The organism is Arthrobacter pigmenti (genome assembly GCF_011927905.1).
GTDB lineage: Bacteria > Actinomycetota > Actinomycetes > Actinomycetales > Micrococcaceae > Arthrobacter_D > Arthrobacter_D pigmenti.
The window spans coordinates 3,672,052-3,690,494 of the sequence record NZ_JAATJL010000001.1 but is presented as its reverse complement, the minus strand read 5'-3'; the positions used below and the strand labels follow the sequence as shown (position 1 = coordinate 3,690,494).

At 65.3% G+C, this 18,443-nt stretch carries 20 protein-coding genes; 8 read left to right on the top strand and 12 right to left on the bottom strand.

The genetic code is table 11. The features are described from left to right. Nucleotides 1-12: 12 nt before the first annotated feature. Nucleotides 13-885 (bottom strand): glycerophosphodiester phosphodiesterase family protein, encoded by an 873-nt coding sequence (locus tag BJ994_RS17455; protein ID WP_167995671.1) that lies wholly within the window; start codon nucleotides 883-885, stop codon nucleotides 13-15. A gap of 143 nt (nucleotides 886-1,028) precedes the next feature. Here BJ994_RS17455 and BJ994_RS17450 point away from each other — a divergent pair, with 143 nt between their 5' ends. After that, nucleotides 1,029-2,234: a DUF445 domain-containing protein gene (locus tag BJ994_RS17450; protein WP_167996089.1), complete on the top strand. Its 1,206-nt coding sequence runs from the start codon at nucleotides 1,029-1,031 to the stop codon at nucleotides 2,232-2,234. Nucleotides 2,235-2,309: 75 nt separating this feature from the next. On the opposite strand, the gene BJ994_RS17445 is transcribed toward BJ994_RS17450, so the two are convergent. The 4 genes from BJ994_RS17445 to BJ994_RS17430 are packed head-to-tail and all read right to left on the bottom strand — an operon-like array spanning nucleotide 2,310 to nucleotide 5,311. Then, nucleotides 2,310-3,155 carry a 5-oxoprolinase subunit C family protein gene (locus BJ994_RS17445; protein ID WP_167995670.1) on the bottom strand — a complete coding sequence of 282 codons (846 nt, stop codon included), beginning with the start codon at nucleotides 3,153-3,155 and terminating at the stop codon, nucleotides 2,310-2,312. Beyond that, nucleotides 3,152-3,763, bottom strand: a complete 612-nt coding sequence (locus BJ994_RS17440) for a carboxyltransferase domain-containing protein (RefSeq protein ID WP_167995669.1) — start codon at nucleotides 3,761-3,763, stop codon at nucleotides 3,152-3,154. The genes BJ994_RS17445 and BJ994_RS17440 overlap by 4 nt, the downstream gene beginning before the upstream one ends. Next, nucleotides 3,760-4,509, bottom strand: coding sequence for a 5-oxoprolinase subunit PxpA (locus BJ994_RS17435; protein WP_167996088.1), 750 nt, complete (start codon nucleotides 4,507-4,509; stop codon nucleotides 3,760-3,762). Before BJ994_RS17435 ends, BJ994_RS17440 begins: the two co-directional genes overlap by 4 nt. Then, on the bottom strand, nucleotides 4,499-5,311 hold the full coding sequence (locus BJ994_RS17430) for a hypothetical protein (RefSeq protein WP_245192319.1): 813 nt from the start codon (nucleotides 5,309-5,311) through the stop codon (nucleotides 4,499-4,501). Before BJ994_RS17430 ends, BJ994_RS17435 begins: the two co-directional genes overlap by 11 nt. A 21-nt stretch (nucleotides 5,312-5,332) precedes the next feature. On the opposite strand from BJ994_RS17430, the gene BJ994_RS18370 reads away from it, so the two are divergent. Further along, nucleotides 5,333-5,467: a hypothetical protein gene (locus BJ994_RS18370; protein WP_280801319.1), complete on the top strand. Its 135-nt coding sequence runs from the start codon at nucleotides 5,333-5,335 to the stop codon at nucleotides 5,465-5,467. Nucleotides 5,468-5,479: 12 nt separating this feature from the next. Here BJ994_RS18370 and BJ994_RS17425 read toward each other — a convergent pair whose 3' ends face one another. Next, the gene (locus BJ994_RS17425) at nucleotides 5,480-5,746 is read right to left on the bottom strand and encodes a GlsB/YeaQ/YmgE family stress response membrane protein (protein ID WP_167995668.1); all 267 of its coding nucleotides are present in this window, start codon (nucleotides 5,744-5,746) and stop codon (nucleotides 5,480-5,482) included. Between the two features lie 349 nt (nucleotides 5,747-6,095). Here BJ994_RS17425 and BJ994_RS17420 point away from each other — a divergent pair, with 349 nt between their 5' ends. The 6 genes from BJ994_RS17420 (at nucleotide 6,096) to BJ994_RS17395 (ending at nucleotide 12,457) form a co-directional block, all read left to right on the top strand. Then, on the top strand, nucleotides 6,096-6,353 hold the full coding sequence (locus BJ994_RS17420) for a DUF6458 family protein (RefSeq protein WP_167995667.1): 258 nt from the start codon (nucleotides 6,096-6,098) through the stop codon (nucleotides 6,351-6,353). Nucleotides 6,354-6,669: 316 nt separating this feature from the next. Then, nucleotides 6,670-7,437, top strand: a complete 768-nt coding sequence (locus tag BJ994_RS17415; RefSeq protein ID WP_167995666.1) for a DeoR family transcriptional regulator — start codon at nucleotides 6,670-6,672, stop codon at nucleotides 7,435-7,437. Next, the gene (locus BJ994_RS17410; RefSeq protein ID WP_167995665.1) at nucleotides 7,434-8,396 is read left to right on the top strand and encodes a 1-phosphofructokinase family hexose kinase; all 963 of its coding nucleotides are present in this window, start codon (nucleotides 7,434-7,436) and stop codon (nucleotides 8,394-8,396) included. Before BJ994_RS17415 ends, BJ994_RS17410 begins: the two co-directional genes overlap by 4 nt. Nucleotides 8,397-8,417: 21 nt before the next feature. After that, a complete protein-coding gene (locus BJ994_RS17405; protein WP_167995664.1) occupies nucleotides 8,418-10,448 on the top strand; it encodes a PTS fructose transporter subunit IIABC in 2,031 nt (676 codons plus the stop codon). Nucleotides 10,449-10,471: 23 nt separating this feature from the next. Continuing rightward, a complete protein-coding gene (gene ptsP, locus BJ994_RS17400) occupies nucleotides 10,472-12,160 on the top strand; it encodes a phosphoenolpyruvate--protein phosphotransferase (RefSeq protein WP_167995663.1) in 1,689 nt (562 codons plus the stop codon). Between the two features lie 21 nt (nucleotides 12,161-12,181). Beyond that, nucleotides 12,182-12,457, top strand: a complete 276-nt coding sequence (locus BJ994_RS17395; protein WP_167995662.1) for an HPr family phosphocarrier protein — start codon at nucleotides 12,182-12,184, stop codon at nucleotides 12,455-12,457. A 168-nt stretch (nucleotides 12,458-12,625) separates the two neighbouring features. Here BJ994_RS17395 and BJ994_RS17390 read toward each other — a convergent pair whose 3' ends face one another. From BJ994_RS17390 to BJ994_RS17365, 6 genes are all read right to left on the bottom strand, one after another. Next, nucleotides 12,626-13,366, bottom strand: coding sequence for a hypothetical protein (locus tag BJ994_RS17390; protein WP_167995661.1), 741 nt, complete (start codon nucleotides 13,364-13,366; stop codon nucleotides 12,626-12,628). After that, nucleotides 13,363-14,097, bottom strand: coding sequence for a helix-turn-helix domain-containing protein (locus BJ994_RS17385; RefSeq protein ID WP_167995660.1), 735 nt, complete (start codon nucleotides 14,095-14,097; stop codon nucleotides 13,363-13,365). The genes BJ994_RS17390 and BJ994_RS17385 overlap by 4 nt, the downstream gene beginning before the upstream one ends. Nucleotides 14,098-14,233: 136 nt before the next feature. Continuing rightward, nucleotides 14,234-14,443 carry a hypothetical protein gene (locus tag BJ994_RS17380; protein WP_167995659.1) on the bottom strand — a complete coding sequence of 70 codons (210 nt, stop codon included), beginning with the start codon at nucleotides 14,441-14,443 and terminating at the stop codon, nucleotides 14,234-14,236. A gap of 314 nt (nucleotides 14,444-14,757) precedes the next feature. Beyond that, entirely contained in the window at nucleotides 14,758-16,575 is a 1,818-nt protein-coding gene (locus BJ994_RS17375) for an IucA/IucC family protein (protein ID WP_167995658.1), read from the bottom strand. Beyond that, entirely contained in the window at nucleotides 16,572-17,123 is a 552-nt protein-coding gene (locus tag BJ994_RS17370; RefSeq protein ID WP_167995657.1) for a GNAT family N-acetyltransferase, read from the bottom strand. Before BJ994_RS17370 ends, BJ994_RS17375 begins: the two co-directional genes overlap by 4 nt. Beyond that, on the bottom strand, nucleotides 17,120-18,442 hold the full coding sequence (locus tag BJ994_RS17365) for a lysine N(6)-hydroxylase/L-ornithine N(5)-oxygenase family protein (protein ID WP_167995656.1): 1,323 nt from the start codon (nucleotides 18,440-18,442) through the stop codon (nucleotides 17,120-17,122). Before BJ994_RS17365 ends, BJ994_RS17370 begins: the two co-directional genes overlap by 4 nt. Nucleotide 18,443 lies beyond the last annotated feature (1 nt).

Below are 18,443 nucleotides of genomic sequence, written 5' to 3'. Positions count from 1 at the left end.
GCATTAACTCAATCACACCCGATCGGAAGTCTGCTTCCCTTCCAGTCGCCGAAGGACGTCCGCCGGCCGGTTGGTGGTGATTTCCTGAGCGCCCAGATCGTGGAGGTGGTCGACGTCGTCGTCGTTATCAACCGTCCACACACGCAGCCGGAGTCCCTCTTCGAGCCAGCGCTTCACCCGCTCCGGGTGCGCGCGAACGTAGTCAATGCTGGGGCCGGCGAGGCCAACCGCGCCGTTCTCGATGATGTGCTCTCCCTCGTGCAGCGCCCTCCGCAGCAGGTTCATCACCGCAGCCGCTGTGAGCGGGCCCAGCGTATTGCGGACGTCCTCGGGGCGGACGTCCGCAACCAGCTGACAGACGACGTCGGCCGGCACGCGCTCCAGGAGGTGGCGCACCGAATCGGGGTTGAAGCTCATGAACGAGATGTGCAGGTTGGCCAGGCGCGAGGTCTCCGGATCATAGCCCTCACTCATGAGGAACGCGATGAGACGCTCCTCAAGTTTCAGGCCGAACGGGCTCGGGTGCTTCAGCTCAATAGCGAGTTCCAACTCGCGGTCCTCCGCACGCAGCAGGTCCAGCAGCTCCTCGAGGGTGAGCAGCTGGTCGGCAATGCCGCCGAACTCGGGCGGAATGTTGGCGCCCTTCCAGGAGGCGAAGTCCAGTTCACGCAATTGCTGCAGCGTGTGGTCGGCGACGTCGCCGGTGCCGCTGGAGGTGCGGTCCAGCGTGGTGTCGTGGATGCAGACCAGTTCAAGGTCCTCGGTCAGGTGCACATCGCACTCGATGCCATCGGCGCCCTCCGCGAGCGCCTGAAGAAACGCCGCGCGCGTGTGCTCGGCATACCGGTGACTCGCTCCGCGGTGGGCAAAAACCAGGTGCTTCATGGGTTATCTCCTCGCCTCAGTGCCTACGCTAGCAACGTGACTGTCCCGGCAACGGCTGGTTAGATGGGGAATCCATCATCTATGTGGAGGAACACGTGGCAATTGCGTTGACGGATACGGAGCGCGCGGCGGGTCTGCGGCGCATGAAAACCGTCGCCACCTCTCTTCTGGCGGTGATGGCGGTGATTTTCCTGATCGCGTTCGCGCTGCAGGATCAGTACCCGTGGCTGCAGTATGTTCGGGCCGCAGCGGAGGGCGGCATGGTTGGCGCCCTGGCGGACTGGTTCGCCGTCACGGCGCTGTTCAAGCATCCGATGGGCATCAAGATCCCGCACACCGCCATCATTCCGCGCAAGAAGGACCAGATCGGCACCTCCCTCGGCCAGTTTGTGGAGGAGAACTTTCTTTCGGAGGCGGTGGTGCAGCAGAAACTGACCTCTCTCGGCCTGGCGCAGCGTGCGGGCGCCTGGCTCGCGAAGCCGGAAGGTGCGGACCGTGTGGCCGTTGAGGGAGCGGCGCTGATCCGCGGCGCCTTCACCGTGCTGGACGACGCCGCCGTCCAGTCCGTCATCGAATCCATGGTCCGCAAGCACCTCGTCGACCCGCCGTGGGGGCCGCCCGTCGGCCGCATGGCGGCACGCATCTTCGAGGAGGGGCACCACCACCGCCTCGTGGACCTGCTGGTGGACCGGGCCGCCGAGTGGGTGGATGCAAATTACGACGTCGTCTCCCGCCTGGTCTCGCAGCGTTCGCCCACTTGGGTCCCCCAGTTTGTGGACGGGATGGTGGGCGACAAAGTCTATGTGGAGCTCGCCAAGTTTGTGCGCGCAGTGCAGGCGGAGCCGGACCACGAAGTGCGCAAGTCCATCGACAAGTACCTCAAGGACCTCGCCCAGGACCTGCAGCACGATCCCGCGGTCATCGCCAAGGCCGAGGAGATCAAGACCAGCATCCTTGACGATCCCCGCGTCCACGACGTCGCCGTACGCACCTGGGACACCGTCAAGACCGCACTGCTGGAGGCGGTCAATGATCCCGAGAGCGAACTGACCCGCAACTTCAAGGCCGCCGTCCGCGATTTCGGTCGCCGACTGACCAGCGACGAGGAGCTTGCCGGCAAAATCAACCGCTGGATTTCCGACGGCGCCGGGTACCTTGTGCGGACGTATCGCAGCGACATTGCCGGCATCATCGCCGAGACCGTCGAGCGGTGGGACGCCGAGGAAACCTCACGGAAGATCGAGCTACAGGTTGGCAAGGACCTTCAGTTCATCCGCATCAACGGCACCGTTGTCGGTTCGCTGGCCGGGCTGGTGATCTTCGCCGTCGCGCATGCAATCTTCGGGTAGATTCCCGGAAATTTCGTGCATGTCCGGCGACTTCCCGGCGTCCGAGGTCGCCAGAGGTGCCCGAAAGTTCCCGGGTCAGCGCCCGCCGCCGAGGAAGCGCACCCGCTGTCCGGGCGCCGCCTGCGCGAGGATTGAGAGGTCCGCCGAATGCACCACTCCAATCACCGGGTACCCGCCCGTCACCGGATGATCCGCAAGGAACACCACCGGCAGGCCCGACGGCGGCACCTGAATTGCGCCGGCGACCATCCCTTCGGTGGGCAGCTCCCCGGTCCGGCTGCGCTCCATAGGCACCCCGTCGAGCCGTAGACCCACGCGATTGCTTTCGGCAGTGACGGACCAGGTCCCTGCAATGAGCCGCTGCCATGATTCCGCAGTGAACCAGTCCCTCCGCGGGCCCTCGAGGATCCGCACAGCGTGCGGGCCGTTGGACGCACGTCGCGACGGCGGGAAGCCCGCAGCACCCTGGGCGCTCCCGAAACGCAGCAGGTCCCCTCGCCGCAGCGGCACCGGGCCGAGCCCCGACAGCGTATCCGTGGAAAGGGAACCGAGTTCACGCTCACCCTCGAGCCCACCGCGAACGCACACGTAGTAGCGCAGGCCCGCCTCTGCCCGGCCCAGCCGCAGCACATCACCGGCAGCCAACTGCAGGACACCGTGTACGTGCCGCCCGTTTACTTCGACGGCGCCGCCAGCCCCAGTTACGACGACGACGGCAGGCACCTCCGCACGAAACTCCGCCGGGCCGAACAGCACCTCAAGTGCGGCCGCACCGGCCGGATTCCCGACCATCAGGTTGCCGCGAGCATACGCTTCAATATCCAGCGCTCCGGAAGGACTGACTCCGAGCGCAGCCTGCCCGGGACGGCCGGCGTCCTGCAACAGCGTCAGCGGACCGGGGTCCAGTACGGTGAGTGTCATAGCGCCCGGAACCTCACGGTACATCCGGGCTCCAGGAGCGCCGGCGATTCCGCCGACGGGTCCCACAGCTCAGCCTCCGTGCGGCCGATCAGCTGCCAACCACCGGGCGATTTCCGTGGATAAACGCCGCTGAACTCTCCAGCCAGCCCCACCGATCCGGCCGGAACCGAGGTACGGGGGCTGTCCCGCCGCGGGACGTTGAGCCGGGCGTGGTCGGTCACGAGATACGCGAAGCCCGGAGCGAATCCGGTGAACGCAGCCGTCCACGTTGAAGCGGTGTGCAACTCCACTATTTCTTCGACGCTGATGCCGAGAACGCCCGCTACCTCACGCAGGTCCGGGCCCGAGTAGTTCACGTCAAGGGTCACTTCCCGCCGCGGGAGCGGCGCGCCGTCGTCGTCGTTCTGTTCCTGCCCGCGCACCCACTCAAGGATGCTGTCCGGCGCAAGCCGGCGCGGATCGTAGGTTATGAGGACCGTTCGGGCAGCGGGAACGATGTCGACGACGCCGGCCGGGCGCACCTCCAGCGCGCGGTAGAGCCGCAGGACGGCGTCGATACTCTTGACCTCAAAGAGCAGCGCGCGGTCGCCGAACGGACGGACCCTCACACGAAGGACCGGATCTTGACCCCGGCGCCCAGGAGTTGCTCACGGACCGCGCTGGCCATTGCCACAGCGCCGGGAGTGTCGCCGTGGACGCAGAGCGAGGCCACGTCGAGCGGCACTCGCGTTCCGTCTCGGGCGATCACGACGCCGTCACTCACCATGCACAGGACGCGTCCCGCAACGGTTTCGGGATCGCTGAGTACCGCATCCGGTTCCTTGCGGGGAGTGAGCGTTCCGTCCGGCTCGTAGTTGCGGTCGGCGAAGGCTTCCCTGGCGACGGGCTGGCCTGCTGCCTCCGCACGCTGCAGAATCTGCGAATCCGGCAGGCCGAGAATGGGCAGATCCGGGTTGTAGGACCGGACTGCTGCCAGGACGGCTTCGGCCTGGGCGCCGTCGTGGACAATGCGGTTGTATAGCGCGCCATGCGGTTTCACGTAGGCGACGGCGCCGCCCACCGACCGCGCGATTCCGTCCAGCGCAGCGAGCTGGTAGAGCACGTCCGCGGTCAGGTCATCCGCGGCAACGTCGATGTACCGCCTGCCGAACCCCGCGAGGTCACGGTAGGCGACGTGCGCGCCAATGGCGACACCGTGCTCCACGGCGAGGCGACAACTGGCGAGCATGGTCGCGGGGTCGCCGCCGTGGAAGCCGCACGCTATGTTGGCGCTGCTGACCAGAGCGAACATCGCGGCGTCGTCGCCCATGGTCCAGGCGCCGAAACCCTCCCCGAGGTCCGCGTTAAGGTCGATCCGTGGCACCGGCTCCCTCACCGTACGGTTCCGTGCCTTCGGCAGGCTCAACATACTTGAGTGTTTCGAGCTCGGTCAGGAGCTCACCGGGAATTACGTTGGGCGGCGGGCCAAAGGCCTCGCGGGTGGCGTTGATGACCGTCCGGCCCATCATGTGGTTGCCTGCCCCGCCTACGGCGGCACCTACGCCGAAGGGCAGCGCACGGCCCAGCAGCGCACCCCCCTGGCGCGCCAGCATGCGTCTGATGAACCGCTTCCGAATGCTCGCTCCGATGCTGCGGACCGCCGAAGAGGACATCGACCCGCCCACAACGTTGCCCCAGTGCCTGGTCACGCCGCCGGCCGACGAACCGATGGTCGCCTGAATCAGGGCCGAGCCCTCCTCCCCCATCAGGATGGCCATCACCAGGGTGCGGGCGCGTTCAGGATCCTCGGTTGAGATGCCGTGCAACTCGGCGACCGACTGCGCATACAGCGCCGTCGCCTCAAGGAACCCGACGGTGGCCGCCGCGGACAGCCCAAGCGAGACGGCCGTTCCAATAGCGGGAACGACGGCGGTGCCGCCCACCGCGGCTCCGGCGGTGGTGATTGCCACCAGGTAATCCCGCTCGAGCTTTGCGTTGAGTTCAGCGGCGGAGGCCGTTGGGTGCTTCCTTCGAAGCCTGCGCAGGTTGGCCAGAACCAGCGGCCGTTGGATATCGATCGCGCGCTCAACGGCGCGCTGGACGCCCGGCTTGGGGCGGCCTTCGCGGTCGAACACCGCTCCACCGGCAACCTTCGCAGCGGGGTTGAACCGTGCCATTGCATGATCCTTCCGTCGGTTATGTCTCTAAGCGTAGTGGGCGAGGGCCCCGTGGTGAGCGCCAGCGAGGGCTGGGAGCCCACAACGCACGGGGGCCTGCCGCTGGCTGCCCACACAAAGCGCCCCGTCGGATGGGGGACCGACGGGGCGCTTTAGCTATGAGGGGTGTTAGGCGTGCGAACGGTTCTTCGTGATTGCGCCGTAAACCAGAAGGACGATAATCGCGCCGCCGATTGCCAGCAGCCATGAAGAGATCGAGAAGAACTCGTTAACTCCGACGTTGAAGATCAGGTTGCCGAGGAATCCTCCCAGAAGCGCACCAATAACCCCGAGAATGAGGGTCATCACCCAGCCGCCGGCCTGCTTGCCCGGAAGAATCAGCTTTGCGATGGCACCTGCGATGAGACCGAGTAGAAGAAATGCCAGGAAATTCATGAAGTGCTCCTTATTCGAACTTCTATCCACGGAACTTGTCTGTCTATAGCCACGATGCACCGGAGTGCAACTGCGAACCACCCTACTTCATCAGCTAGCTTACTATTACTTTACGTCATTACCAGTGGCTCTATTAAACCCCCGCTTGGAGGCTTTGCAACCCCCTGAAATGAAAAAATTGATCGAGTCGCAACCCGTCGGCGGAATCGCGCAACCCTCGAAATTCACGGTGCTTCCACCACTATGCGGGTATAAAGCCAGTATGCTGATTGCACAGCGCGTTATTTCGTAGCTTGACGGCAGAACAGGAAAGAATTCCTGGGCCGGCACACATCAAGGAGTAGTTGGCATGAGAATCGGTTCCTCCATCGTCCTCATTGCACTGGGTGCAATTCTTGCCTTCGCAGTGGCAGATAACCTGACGAACTTCATCGACCTCACCCTCGTGGGTTACATCCTCATGGGCGTAGGCGTCCTGGGACTCATCATTTCGCTGGTGATGAACGCCCCCCGCAACCAGAAACGGGTGTCCGAGTCCCGCTCCGTCCAGGATCCCAACACCGGTGAGCGCATCACCCGCAACGAAACCCGCGACGGCGGCATCTAGAACCTCGCACCACAAGAGCCACCCGCCCCCTGATTGGGCGCGGGTGGCTTTTTGTTTGCCCGCGCTTGAGCCATCGTCGCAACCCTCGCCGAACGATTTCGTGCAGGCCTGAGGGGATGAGGCGCGTGTCGCGCCAAGACACGCCGCGGTTCAGCCCATCCCGAAGCTGAAACCTGCACGGAATCACGAGGCAGCACAACCACACGGACCAGCGATCTGCGTTTCCCTTCGTTTTCAATTGACAAGCAAACGTAAACACAGATAGAGTCACTCAAACGGAAGTAGGTGTGACAGCCGTCACGAGTGAGGAGACCCCGTGTTCGCCGAGGAACGTTACAACAGGATCGCTGCACTGGTCGCGTCCGAGGGGCGGGTCTCCGTTGCACAACTCGCCGCACGGTTCGACATCACCAAGGAAACAGTCCGCCGTGACCTCGCCCTGCTTGAGAAGGACGGCGTGCTGCGCCGGGTCCACGGTGGTGCGGTACCCGCGAACAGTGCGAGCACCAACGAACTCAGCCTCACCAGCCGCGAGGGCCGCAGCCAGGCTGAGAAGGCACGCATCGCCAAGGCAGCACTCGCCATGGTTCCGTCCGAAGGCTCGATCGTGCTCGACGGCGGCACCACCACAGGCGCACTGGCCGCCCTCCTGGCGCAGGAGCCTGCAGACCAACTGCTCATCATCACCCACTCCATCCCCGTTGCCCATGCGCTCATCGAGGCTCCGCTTCAGCTCGAGTTCATCGGCGGCCGGATGAGAGGTTTGACCAGCGCCTGCGTGGGAAGCGGAACAGTGGCCCAGTACGGCAGCTTCCGGCCGGACGTTGCGTTTGTCGGCGCCAACGGCATCCACGCCGCGTTCGGACTGAGCACCCCCGACCCCGAGGAGGCCTCCGTCAAGGCGGCTATCGTGCGGGCGGCCCGCCGCGTCGTCGTTCTGGCCGATTCCTCGAAACTGGACGCCGAGACGCTCATGAACTTCGCCTCCCTCAGCGAGGTTGATGCGCTCATCACCGACGCACAGCCCGAGCCGGAGCTGGAAGCGGCCCTCAGGGACGCCGACGTCGAGCTGGTGATCGCATGATCGTCACCCTGACCGCAAACCCGAGCCTGGACCGCACCATCGAACTCGCGGCTGGCCTCACCCGCGGCGCCGTACAGCGCGCTACCGCGAACCGCGAGGAGTCCGGCGGCAAGGGCGTGAATGTGTGCCGCGCGTTATCGGCCGGTGGAGCGGAGGCACTGGCTATCCTGCCTGGGAACGACGACGATCCCGTCCTCACCGGGCTCCAATCCGCCGGTGTCCCCTACCGCAACCTTCCCATCCCGGCCCGGCTGCGCAGCAACGTCACCATCACCGAGCCGGACGGCACCACCACCAAGATCAATGAACCGGGCCCGGTGCTGGATCGGCGGGAAGCCGACGCGCTGATCGAGCTCGTGGTGGAGAAGTCCGACGGCGCGGCCTGGCTGGTTCTGGCAGGCTCGCTTCCGCCCGGCCTCAACCAAGACTTCTACGCAACAGTGGTTCGCGCCGTACGCTCCCGCTACGGCGAGCGCTCACCGTTGATCGCACTGGATGCTTCCGAGGCCGCCCTGGTCGCCGCTATCAACGAGGGCGCAGCCCCGGACCTCCTCAAACCCAATGCCGAGGAGCTTTCCCAGCTCACCGGCCTGGGCGAGGGCAACAGCCTTGAGGACAACGAAGGCCTCGCCGTCGAAGCAGCAACCCGGCTGCTGGGTCGCGGAGTCCGTTCGGTGCTCGCCACACTTGGCTCGAAGGGCGCCCTGCTGGTGACGGCGGACGGCGCCTGGCACGCACAGCACCCTCCAATTACTGCTCTTTCCACGGTCGGCGCGGGAGATTCCGCCCTCGCCGGCTACCTCCTGGCGCACACCAGCGGCGGGAGCGCACCCGATTGCCTCCGCCAGGCGGTGGCACACGGCTCCGCCGCGGCATCCCTACCGGGATCCACCGTGCCGGCACTTCACCAAACCACGCCGGGCGCCGTCGTCGTCCGCGCACTTGCCCCAGTCAACTGACTTCGTTTCTAAGGAAGAACAATGTCCGCTCTGATTACCTCTGACCTTGTGGTGCTCGATGAGTCCCTGGGCGACGACCGCGCAGGCGTCATCCGCCGGCTCGCCGAACTGGTGGTTGCGCAGGGCCGCGCGAGCCAGGTGGAAGGCCTGTTCGCCGATGCCCTCGCCCGCGAGGAGAAGACTGCCACCGGGATCCCCGGCGGAATCGCTATTCCGCACTGCCGGTCCACCGCAGTCACCGAACCGACGCTCGTCATGGCCCGACTGCAGCCGAAGGTCGATTTCGGCGCCAAGGACGGCCCGGCGGACCTCATCTTCTTCATCGCCGCCCCCGAGGGCGCAGACCAGGCGCACCTGAAGCTGCTCTCCAAGCTCGCCCGCTCCCTCATCAAGAAGGACTTCACCGCCGCGCTTCGTTCTGCAAGCACGCGGCAGGAAGTCGTGGACCTGGTGGAGGGTGCCCTCGAAACCGCGCCGGCCAAGACATCCGCGCAGCCGGCAGCCACGGACCCGGACACGACGACGCCGCCCACCGCCGCACGCACCAAACGCATTGTCGCGGTCACCGCCTGCCCCACCGGTATCGCCCACACCTACATGGCCGCGGATTCACTCGTTGCCGCCGCCAAGGAGCGCGGCGTGGACCTGCAGGTGGAGACGCAGGGCTCATCGGCCTCCACTCCCCTGGACCCGTCGGTGATCGCCGCGGCGGATGCGGTGATCTTCGCCGTCGATGTCGATGTCCGCGACAAGCACCGCTTCGCCGGCAAGCCCGTGATCAACGCGCCTGTGAAGCGCGGCATCGACGAGCCCGGCGTCATGGTCGAGGAAGCCCTCGCTGCCGCCGACAATCCCAATGCGCGCCGCGTCCCGGACTCGAATTCCCCGGACACCCAGGACGACGACGGAGGCGAGCGCCTGGGCGGCCAGCTCAAGCGGGCACTGCTCACCGGCGTGAGCTACATGATTCCGTTCGTGGCCGGCGGTGGCCTCCTCATTGCGCTCGGCTTCCTCCTCGGCGGCTACGACATCACGAACTTCGCCGATGACATGGTGGTCAACAACACCCTGTGGAACCTGCCGACAGAGTTCCCGGAGACTGCCAAGGGCGCGGTCGGCGCCTACCTCGGCGCGGTGCTGTTCAAAATCGGCAGCCTTTCAATGAGCTTCCTTGTCCCCGCATTGGCCGGTTACATCGCGTACGCCCTGGCTGACCGTCCCGGTATTGCGCCGGGCTTCGTGGCAGGTGCGGTCGCCGGCTTCATGGGCGCAGGGTTCCTCGGCGCGATCGTCGGCGGTCTCCTTGCCGGTTACGTAGCGATGAAGATCGGCAAGCTTGCCGTCCCACGCTGGCTGCGCGGCCTCATGCCCGTGGTGATCATCCCGCTCGGAGCTTCCATAGTGGCGTCAGGTCTCATGATCCTGGTGCTCGGCGGACCGATTGCCGCATTGACCGTCGCCCTGAACAACTGGCTCTCCGGGCTGACTGGCACCGGAGCCGTGTTGCTCGGCATCATCCTCGGACTCATGATGGCGATCGACCTCGGCGGACCCATCAACAAAGTGGCCTACGCGTTCGCGGTCGCCGGACTCGGTGCCGGCACGGTGGATAACCAGGCTCCGTGGCAGATCATGGCCGCCGTCATGGCAGCGGGAATGGTTCCGCCGCTGGCGATGGCACTGGCAACCGTGATTGACCGCCGTCGTTTCTCCCTGGCTGAGCGGGAGAACGGCAAGGCCGCCTGGCTGCTCGGTTCCGCGTTCATTTCCGAGGGCGCAATCCCGTTCGCCGCCGCCGACCCGCTGCGCGTCATTCCCGCTGGCATGCTCGGTGCTGCGGTCACCGGAGCGCTCGTGATGGGTACCGGCGTCACCTCACAGGCTCCTCACGGCGGCATCTTCGTGTTCTTCGCCATCGGCAACGTGATTATGTTTGTTGTATCGATCCTCGTGGGCATGGTGATTTCGGCCCTTGCGGTGGTGGCCCTGAAGAGGTTCGCGGTCCGCAGCAAGCCGGCAGAAGCAAAGGCCTCCGAGCCGGTTGCCGCCTAGTCCCTACCTGAGGAGTTGGAGCAATGAGCACATTCGTTGGAGTGGGAGTGAGCCCGGGCCGGGTGATCGGTCCGGTACGGCAGATGCCCCGCGCTGTCGCGGAGCCGCCGGCAGGTGAACGGTGGTCGGACACCACTGTCGATGACGAAACCGCGCACCTGTTGGCAGCCGCCAAAGCCGTTCAGGCCGAGCTGCGCGGACGCGCCGAATCGGCAACCGGTGACGCGAAGGCGGTCCTCGAGGCCACGGCGATGATGGCCGCTGATCCCATGCTGCTGAAATCAGCCAACACGCTTGTGGTGGCCGGAACGTCCGCGGAGCGCGCGGTGTGGGAGGCGGGCGCCCAGGTGGCGGACATGCTGCGCGGGTTGGGCGGCTACATGGCCGAACGCACCCAGGACGTCCTCGACGTCCGCTCCCGCATCGTCGCTGAACTACGCGGTCTGCCCGCGCCGGGCATCCCGGCGTCGGAGACTCCCTTCGTCCTTGCGGCGGAGGACCTGGCTCCGGCGGACACCGCAACGCTCAACCCGGATCTGGTCCTCGCGCTCGTCACGGGCTCCGGCGGGCCGCAGTCCCACACCGCCATCCTCGCGCGCGCGCTCGGCCTGCCCGCCGTCGTCGCCGTCCATGGTGTGGACGGGATCGACGACGGCACCGAAGTCTTCGTGGACGGCGCCGCCGGTTCGGTGCTCACCAATCCCGGCGACGTCGAACGCACCGCCGCTGCCATCTGGTCCGAGCAGTCACGCGCCCTGGGTTCCTACAGCGGTACCTGCACGACGACGGACGGCCACCGGGTGCCGCTCCTCGCCAACGTTGGCTCGGGTGCGGACGCCCGCAAGGCGGCCGACGCCGGGGCGGAAGGGGTTGGTCTGCTCCGGACTGAGTTCTGCTTCCTTGACCGCGACACCGAACCGGCCGTCGCCGAGCAGGCTGCCGCCTACCGTGAGGTGTTCGATGCCTTCCCGCACGGCAAGGTAGTAGTGCGGACGCTCGACGCCGGTGCTGACAAGCCGCTACCCTTCCTCACCGACGCGACCGAACCCAATCCGGCACTCGGTGTGCGAGGCTACCGGACGGAACTCGCCACGCCCGGCGTGCTCGATCGCCAACTCAAGGCGATCGCAGAAGCAGCCGACGGCGCCGAAACCGAGGTGTGGGTCATGGCACCGATGATCGCAACGGCGGACGAGGCGCACCGGTTCGCCGATTCCTGTGCTGCCGCCGGGCTGCAGGTTCCCGGGGTGATGGTCGAGGTGCCGTCCGCGGCGCTGACCGCCGAGAGCATCCTGCGCAACGTGCAGTTCGCCTCGATCGGCACCAATGACCTGACCCAGTACGTGATGGCAGCGGACCGGCAACTCGGCCCCCTCGCGGCGCTGAACGATCCGTGGCAGCCGGCGGTGCTCCAGCTCATCAAGCAGACCGTCGCGGGAGCTGCGGCCGCGCACGAGAACGGCAACAAGTCCGTGGGTGTCTGCGGCGAGGCCGCCGCGGACCCGGCCCTCGCCGTCGTACTGGTGGGTCTGGGCGTCGACACGCTGTCCATGAGCGCCCGCGCCCTCGCCGGTGTCGCAGCAGTGCTGGCCTCGGTCTCCCTGGACGAAGCCCGGAAACTGGCCGAACAGGCACTCGGGGCTCCCAGCGCCCTTGAGGCACGCACCGCAGTACGTGCAGGCCTGCCCATTCTCGAGACCCTCGGTCTCTAAACCACCAACCAAAGGAACATCATGATCGAGCGCACAGCAACCGTAGCCAGCCGCGTAGGCCTGCATGCACGCCCGGCCGCCATCTTCGCCGAAGCGGCAGGTGAACTCCCCGTGGAGGTGACCATTGCCCGCGAGGACAGCCCGGCCGATGAGGCCCTGGACGCCTCAAGCATCCTCTCGCTAATGAGCCTTGGCGCCGAACACGGCGACGTGGTGGTTCTCAGGAGCGACGACGACGGCGCCGGGGAAGCGTTGGACACGCTCGTCCGGATCCTGGAAACCGACCACGACGCGTAGCCCTTAACGGGAATAGGTGCGTCCACCCGTTCTAATGGACGCACCTACCGCTGTGTAACCCGCTAACCCCCCACGGTCACCGGGAGTTACATAATCATAATTTTGGCACAGCAGGATGAAAACGTGAACAGTATTTCGGGAAACTCCGGCATAAATCATCCGAAAGGACTAAAGGGGGCGCTGGTCCCGGGCGAGGAAACTGCGGGGAGTTTCCTTCGCTGCACGCCGTCGTGACGCCCAAATCATCGTGAGACCAGTGGTGACCAGGACGATGGAGCCGAACGACAACAGCACCCCCGCCCGCCCGAGGGAGAGCGGGAAGAGGCTCAGGACCGCGAAGATCAGGACCATGAAAAAGCCCGCGAAGATCAGGCCGGACGCCAGCCGATGAACCGGGCGGGAGAGCCGGTTCCCCACTTCTGCCGCCGTCGGCACCAGCAGGCACGCCGCGACGTAGGCCGGATAGAGACGGCCCATATTTTGATACCACACCACCGTGTCCTGGCCCGTGAATCCCCGAAGACCCGTAGAGCTCTCCGGTAGATCGCTCACCACGAACAGAACAACAGTAACGACGACGGCGAGCGCCAGGGCGGCTATCCCTGCCGGACCGGCAATGAGCTTTTGTGCCCGCTGTGAACGGAACGCCGCCGCGCACCGCATACCCAGCAGGATCACGATCGAGTACAGGCTCAGCCGGATGATCAGGTTCGCAACGTTGACTCCGCCCAGCAATTGGTCGACAAAGAGGTAGATCGGGGCGATGCTCAGCGAGACAGCCACGGCAAACAGGACGAGGACGAGGAAGACGCCGCGACCCCTGCCGCGGAGCGCATCCGGCAGCCGGATCGCGGCGAACACAACGCACAGGATCAGTGCGACCCACTGGATAATTGCTCCGCCGCTCATCCGAGGTTCTCCCACAGGGTTTGGTCGTGTGAGCTGTCCTGCTCCTGACGGCGCAGCTGCTTGCCGAGTCCGTCCAACCAATCCCGGGCCAGCAGAATGAGCTCAGAATCCGGCAGATGGCTGAGGGCGCTTTCCCGACCATCCGTGCGCCAGCCGCCTTCGTCCGGCGTCAGCAGGCCGGTGACAACGAGCCCGCTGGTCAGCGAAACCTCTGAGATCCGTGCCGCTTCGACCGACAACTGCGTGCTGAGCCTGCCCGCACTCAGCTGCGCCGAGAGATTCTGGGGCGCTACGCCGGTTCTCGCCGCGAGACTTTGGCGAAGGTCCCCGGGATCCACGGCGTCGAACCAGGTCCGTACGGAGTACCGGTGCGGCATGGGCGCCAGTGCAAAGCTGAGCGGCTGGCCCACGCAGTCGATTTCGTCGCTGCGCCCTACGATGAGCCGTAGCAGATCCATCGGGGAAACCTGGCTGAGATATTCGGCAGGTGCTGGTGGTTGAGTGTGCTCGGCGAGGTCACCGTAGTCATCGAACTCGCTCAGCGCCAGTACCGGAGAAATACGGTAGGCCCTGGCGATGCGGACCACGGTCTCCACGGACACTTTGCCCCGCACCAGCTGCTGCGCGAGCGTGGAGCGCTTGATGTCGGCCTGCCTGCAAAGTTCGGAAACCGATGCGTCGGGGGCGATCCGGGCGCGCCACGATTGGAACGCCTTAGCCGCGACCGCCATGCTCACCTTTCGATTGGACTTTCAACCCCCGGAGTGAAGTATAGTTAAAAGCGCTGGCTCCCCATTCTGCGATTCCCCCATACGCAGAACGCGGAGCCAGCTTCACTTTAACTTCTTGAGCGCGGACGTTCCGCCGTTACCAACGCACCTTCTTCTCCCGTTTTCCCTGCTTGTTGCTCGCATTGACGTTCTTCCGGCGGCCCGTGCTGTGGGCGCTGTCCAGGTCGCCGAACGCGGGGTTCTTCTTGGCAAGCGCCATACGGGCACGCGGGTCATCCGCCAGTTTCTTCGCTGCGTCTTCGGCTACGTGGACGGTCATGGGCTCTTGTTTGTCTTGCTGGGTCATGGCTCTCCTTAGCGGTTGTGACCGGTGGGCCACTTACTTCCAACGTGATAGGTGAACAACGCCGGTTGTTCACCCAGTCAGTTCCGGAAGGTCCTGCGAAACCAGCAGTGCCAGGTAAACGGCTTCGAAAAGCCGACAAGGCGCAAGGTCGAGCGCAGGAGAAGTGGAAACAAGCATGGAGGCAGCAGCCTCAACACGGTCTTTTCGATGGTTTTATCTTTGTTGCGACAGGCGTACGAAACGCCTCAAACGCGCAATCACTCGAAAATTATTGTTCCCATGCATTCCAACCTACACGACCGCCCGAGCTTTTGTCACCGGTGAGCGGCAGCGAGTGGGTTCGCGAGCTTTCCCGCGAACTGGAGCCCTCCGGACTGGTCCGTGAGGTCCAGCATGTGCTTGTTGTTACGCAGCTGGAGGCGGTTCAGGCACGAGAGGTCGAACTCCCCGGCAAAGAGGTCGTACTTCGCGAATTGCCCTGCCAGTTCAGGATGAGCGCGCTGGTAATCCTTGATAGCCCCGGCCATGACGGCCCAGAATTCACCCTCGGTCAGCATGCCGTCGTCGGCCATGGTGCTCGCAAGGAATCGTAGGAAGCAGTCCATGACATCCGTGAAGATGGCGAGCGCCCTTTCCTTCTCCGGAACCTCCGCCCGAACGCGGGAAATGTGCTCCGGTACGTCCATGAGGCTGCCCATCACAACGATCTCCTCGCCGAGGTCCTTCATGATCGCCCGGACCGGAACGCCGTCCCGCAGCACCAGGATGAGATTCTCGCCGTGCGGCATGAAAGCGAGTTCAAAGGCGAAGAGGCAGTGCGCCACGGGGATCAGGTAGGCGTCGGCGTAGCTGCGCAGCCACTGCGCGCCGGTCAGCCCTGAGCGCCGTACCAGCTCAGAGACCAGCGAGATGCCCTCTACGTCGCGGTGCAGCAGCGCCGCCATGGTCATGAGCTGTTCACCGTCTTCGAGCTGTGGAAGCGGACTCTCCCTCCACAGCGCAGCGAGCATTTTCCGGTACGGCGAGCCTGGAGCGGTTGCGGCGTGGAGGTGCTGTGGTCGGTATCCGATGGCAGCCGTCTCACGCAGCAGCGTGAAACCCCGTTCGCGCAGCACGGCGTCCGGGTTCAGCGCTGCGGCGAGCCACTCGTTGATGGCAGGAGTCGCTGCCATGTACTCGGCGGACAGTCCGCGCATGAACCCCATGTTAAGGATGGACAGGGAGGTCTTCACGTAGGACCGGTCTGGGTGGTCGCGGTTGAAGAAGGTGCGGATGGACTGCTGGGCCTGATACTGCTCGACGCCGGTGCCCAGGTACACGATGTTCCGGCTGGCGATCTCTCCCGCGAAGGTGACGCGGAGCTTGTTCTCCCACTGCCAGGGGTGCACCGGCATGAGGAAGTAGTCCTCGGGTGAGCACCCTCGAACCTCAAGCTCCGCTTCGAAGATCCCGAGGCGGTCACCCAGCTCGACAAGCAGGTGATCGCGGTAGTCCAGGCCCGAAAGGGCGGTGAATGCTGCCCGGTTACGGTGCACTGCGATCCACTCCAGGCGGATCGGCCGGCCGCACTCGGGCGCGTAGGCAAGATAGTCCCCCGAGCCGAAACCGAGGCGGCCGTTATTCGCGACGAAGCACGGGTGGCCCTCGGTCATGGAGCTCTCGACGGCTTGAAAGTCGGCCGCCTGATCCGCACCATTCGTCACGCCTGCCGCCAGCTCGGCCGAGGTGTAGCGCTGGAACTGACGCTTGTAGCTGGACCCGGCAAGGGTGCTGCTGATCTCCTCGAGGTACACCGGCAGGAGATCATCGGGAATCCCGAGCCGGTCCTTCGTATCGAGAATGAACAGTTGTGCGTCGATTTCGGTCCGATCCCCGTCCACGTCCCGGGTAAGGCTCGCGGGGTCGATACTCCAGTGATTCAGCGCGCGGCGACGTGCGGTGAAACGGTAGGTGGCGGCGTCGTCGTCGGATGTGAGGAGGTAGGCATCGCCGCCGGCGTTCTCCGGAGCCAGGATGCGCTCGTGGGCGAACTCCGCGATGGCCTTGCAGGTGAGGTGGCGGTTGGCGTCCGCCCACACGGCGGGCGTGAGGAACTCGTCGGTGGCCGGATCAAGGGTGGGGGCAAGTGTCATGGGGAAACTTCCTGGAAGGTCGAGAGGAACTGGTTGCGGGTACAGAAGCTGAGCAGCGCCTGTTTGCCGGGCAGTTCGATGGTCGAGGAGGGCTCAAAGCCAACGCGCGCGTTCAGCGCATGGACTTTTGTGTTGCGGACATCGGGTTCGACGACGACGCGCTGCACGTCCGGATCGGAGAAAAGGTGCTCGAGGATGAAGGTGATGACCGCCGTCGTGAAGCCGGAAACCGGCACCTCAGTGCGCGGGACGAGAAGGTGCATGCCCACATCCCCTTGCTGTACGGGGTACGTGGCGCCCACCGGGTCGTTGTCGGGGAGGTAACGCTCCATGAGGAAGGCCGCTGCACGCACACCAACGCCGCCGTCGTCGTTATAACCGAGGAAGGCGTGGTGGGTCTGTGACTCGTGGATCGCCGTGTATTCGCGCTCGACGTCGGCGACTGAGGCCTCCTGCATGTCCCAGAACCGGGCGTGCGGATCGGTGACCCAGCTGTGGAGGAGGACTGCGTCCCGCGCGGGATCCACCGGGGCGAGGGTGAAGTTCACAGGGCGGCTCCGATCGGTGTCTGCGGCGCATCTGAAGCGCGCACCGGCGCCCCGAAGTGCTGGAACGCGATGCGCTCCTCGATCGGGTAGTACTCCCAGCCGAGCATTTCGCGGATGATCACCGAATTTCGGTAGGCTCCCATTCCGAGATCCGGCGCGCTGAAGCCGTGCGTGTGCAGTTCGGCGTTCTGGACGAAGATTTCGCCCGGTGTGACGCTGTAGTCGCGGCTGACGTCGAACTTCCCGTCCGGCAAGCGCGCGATGCGGGAGCCGATACCCGCCAGGAACGCCGGTTCCCGGTAGCTGTAGCCGTTGGCGAGGACCAACCCGGCGGTGTCGAGCGTGAACGCGTGGCCCTGTTCCACGTGCGTCAGTGCGAGTTCATAGCCGCTTTTCCCCGGCGTGACGTTCTCCAGGGCAACGTTGGTGTAGAGCGAGGTCCGCGGCTGGCTCTCCACGCTGCGCAGGTACAGCAGGTCATAGATCTCGTTGATGAGGTCCGCGTTGATGCCCTTGTAGAGCTGCTTCTGCACCTTGCCCAGGGTCTCGCGCTGATCTGCCGGGAGTGCGTGGAAATAGTCGACGTACTCTGGCGACGTCAGCTCCAACGTGAGTTTGGTGTACTCAAGCGGGAAGAACCGCGGCGAACGCGTCACCCAGTCCAGCCGGTAGCCGTGCGCGTCCATGTCCTGCAGCAGGTCGTAGTAGATCTCCGCTGCGCTCTGGCCGCTGCCCACCACCGTGATGGATTCGAGCGTCTGCAGTTGCGCTTTCCGCTCCAGGTAGCGGCCCGAATGCACGACGCCGGAGCCCGGCTGCTCCTCGAGCGCCGCGCAGTGCGCGGGAACAGTGGGGGACGTGCCGGTCCCGAGGACCAGGCGCCGGGTGAGGTACTGCACCTGCGCCCCGCCCTCGGTGACAGTGAGGCGGTAGAGCCGCGCGCCGTCGTCGTAATCGACCGACACCACGTCGCTGCCGAAGCGGACGTTGGGCAACTGCCCGGCCACCCAGGCGCAGTAGCGGCTGTACTCGGTGCGCAGCGGGTAGAAGTTCTCGCGGATGTAGAACGGATAGAGCCGGCCGGCGGACTTGAGGTAGTTGAGGAAGGAGTACGGCGAGGTGGGGTCGGCCATGGTCACGAGGTCTGCCATGAACGGCACCTGGAGGTGCGCCGTTTCGAGCATCATGCCGGGGTGCCACTCGAACCTCTCGGCGCGGTCGAGGAAGAGTCCGTCGAGCTCGGTGATGGGGGCGGTCAGCGCGGCAAGTCCCAGGTTGAAGGGGCCGACGCCGATGCCAATGAAGTCGTGGATGCGCATC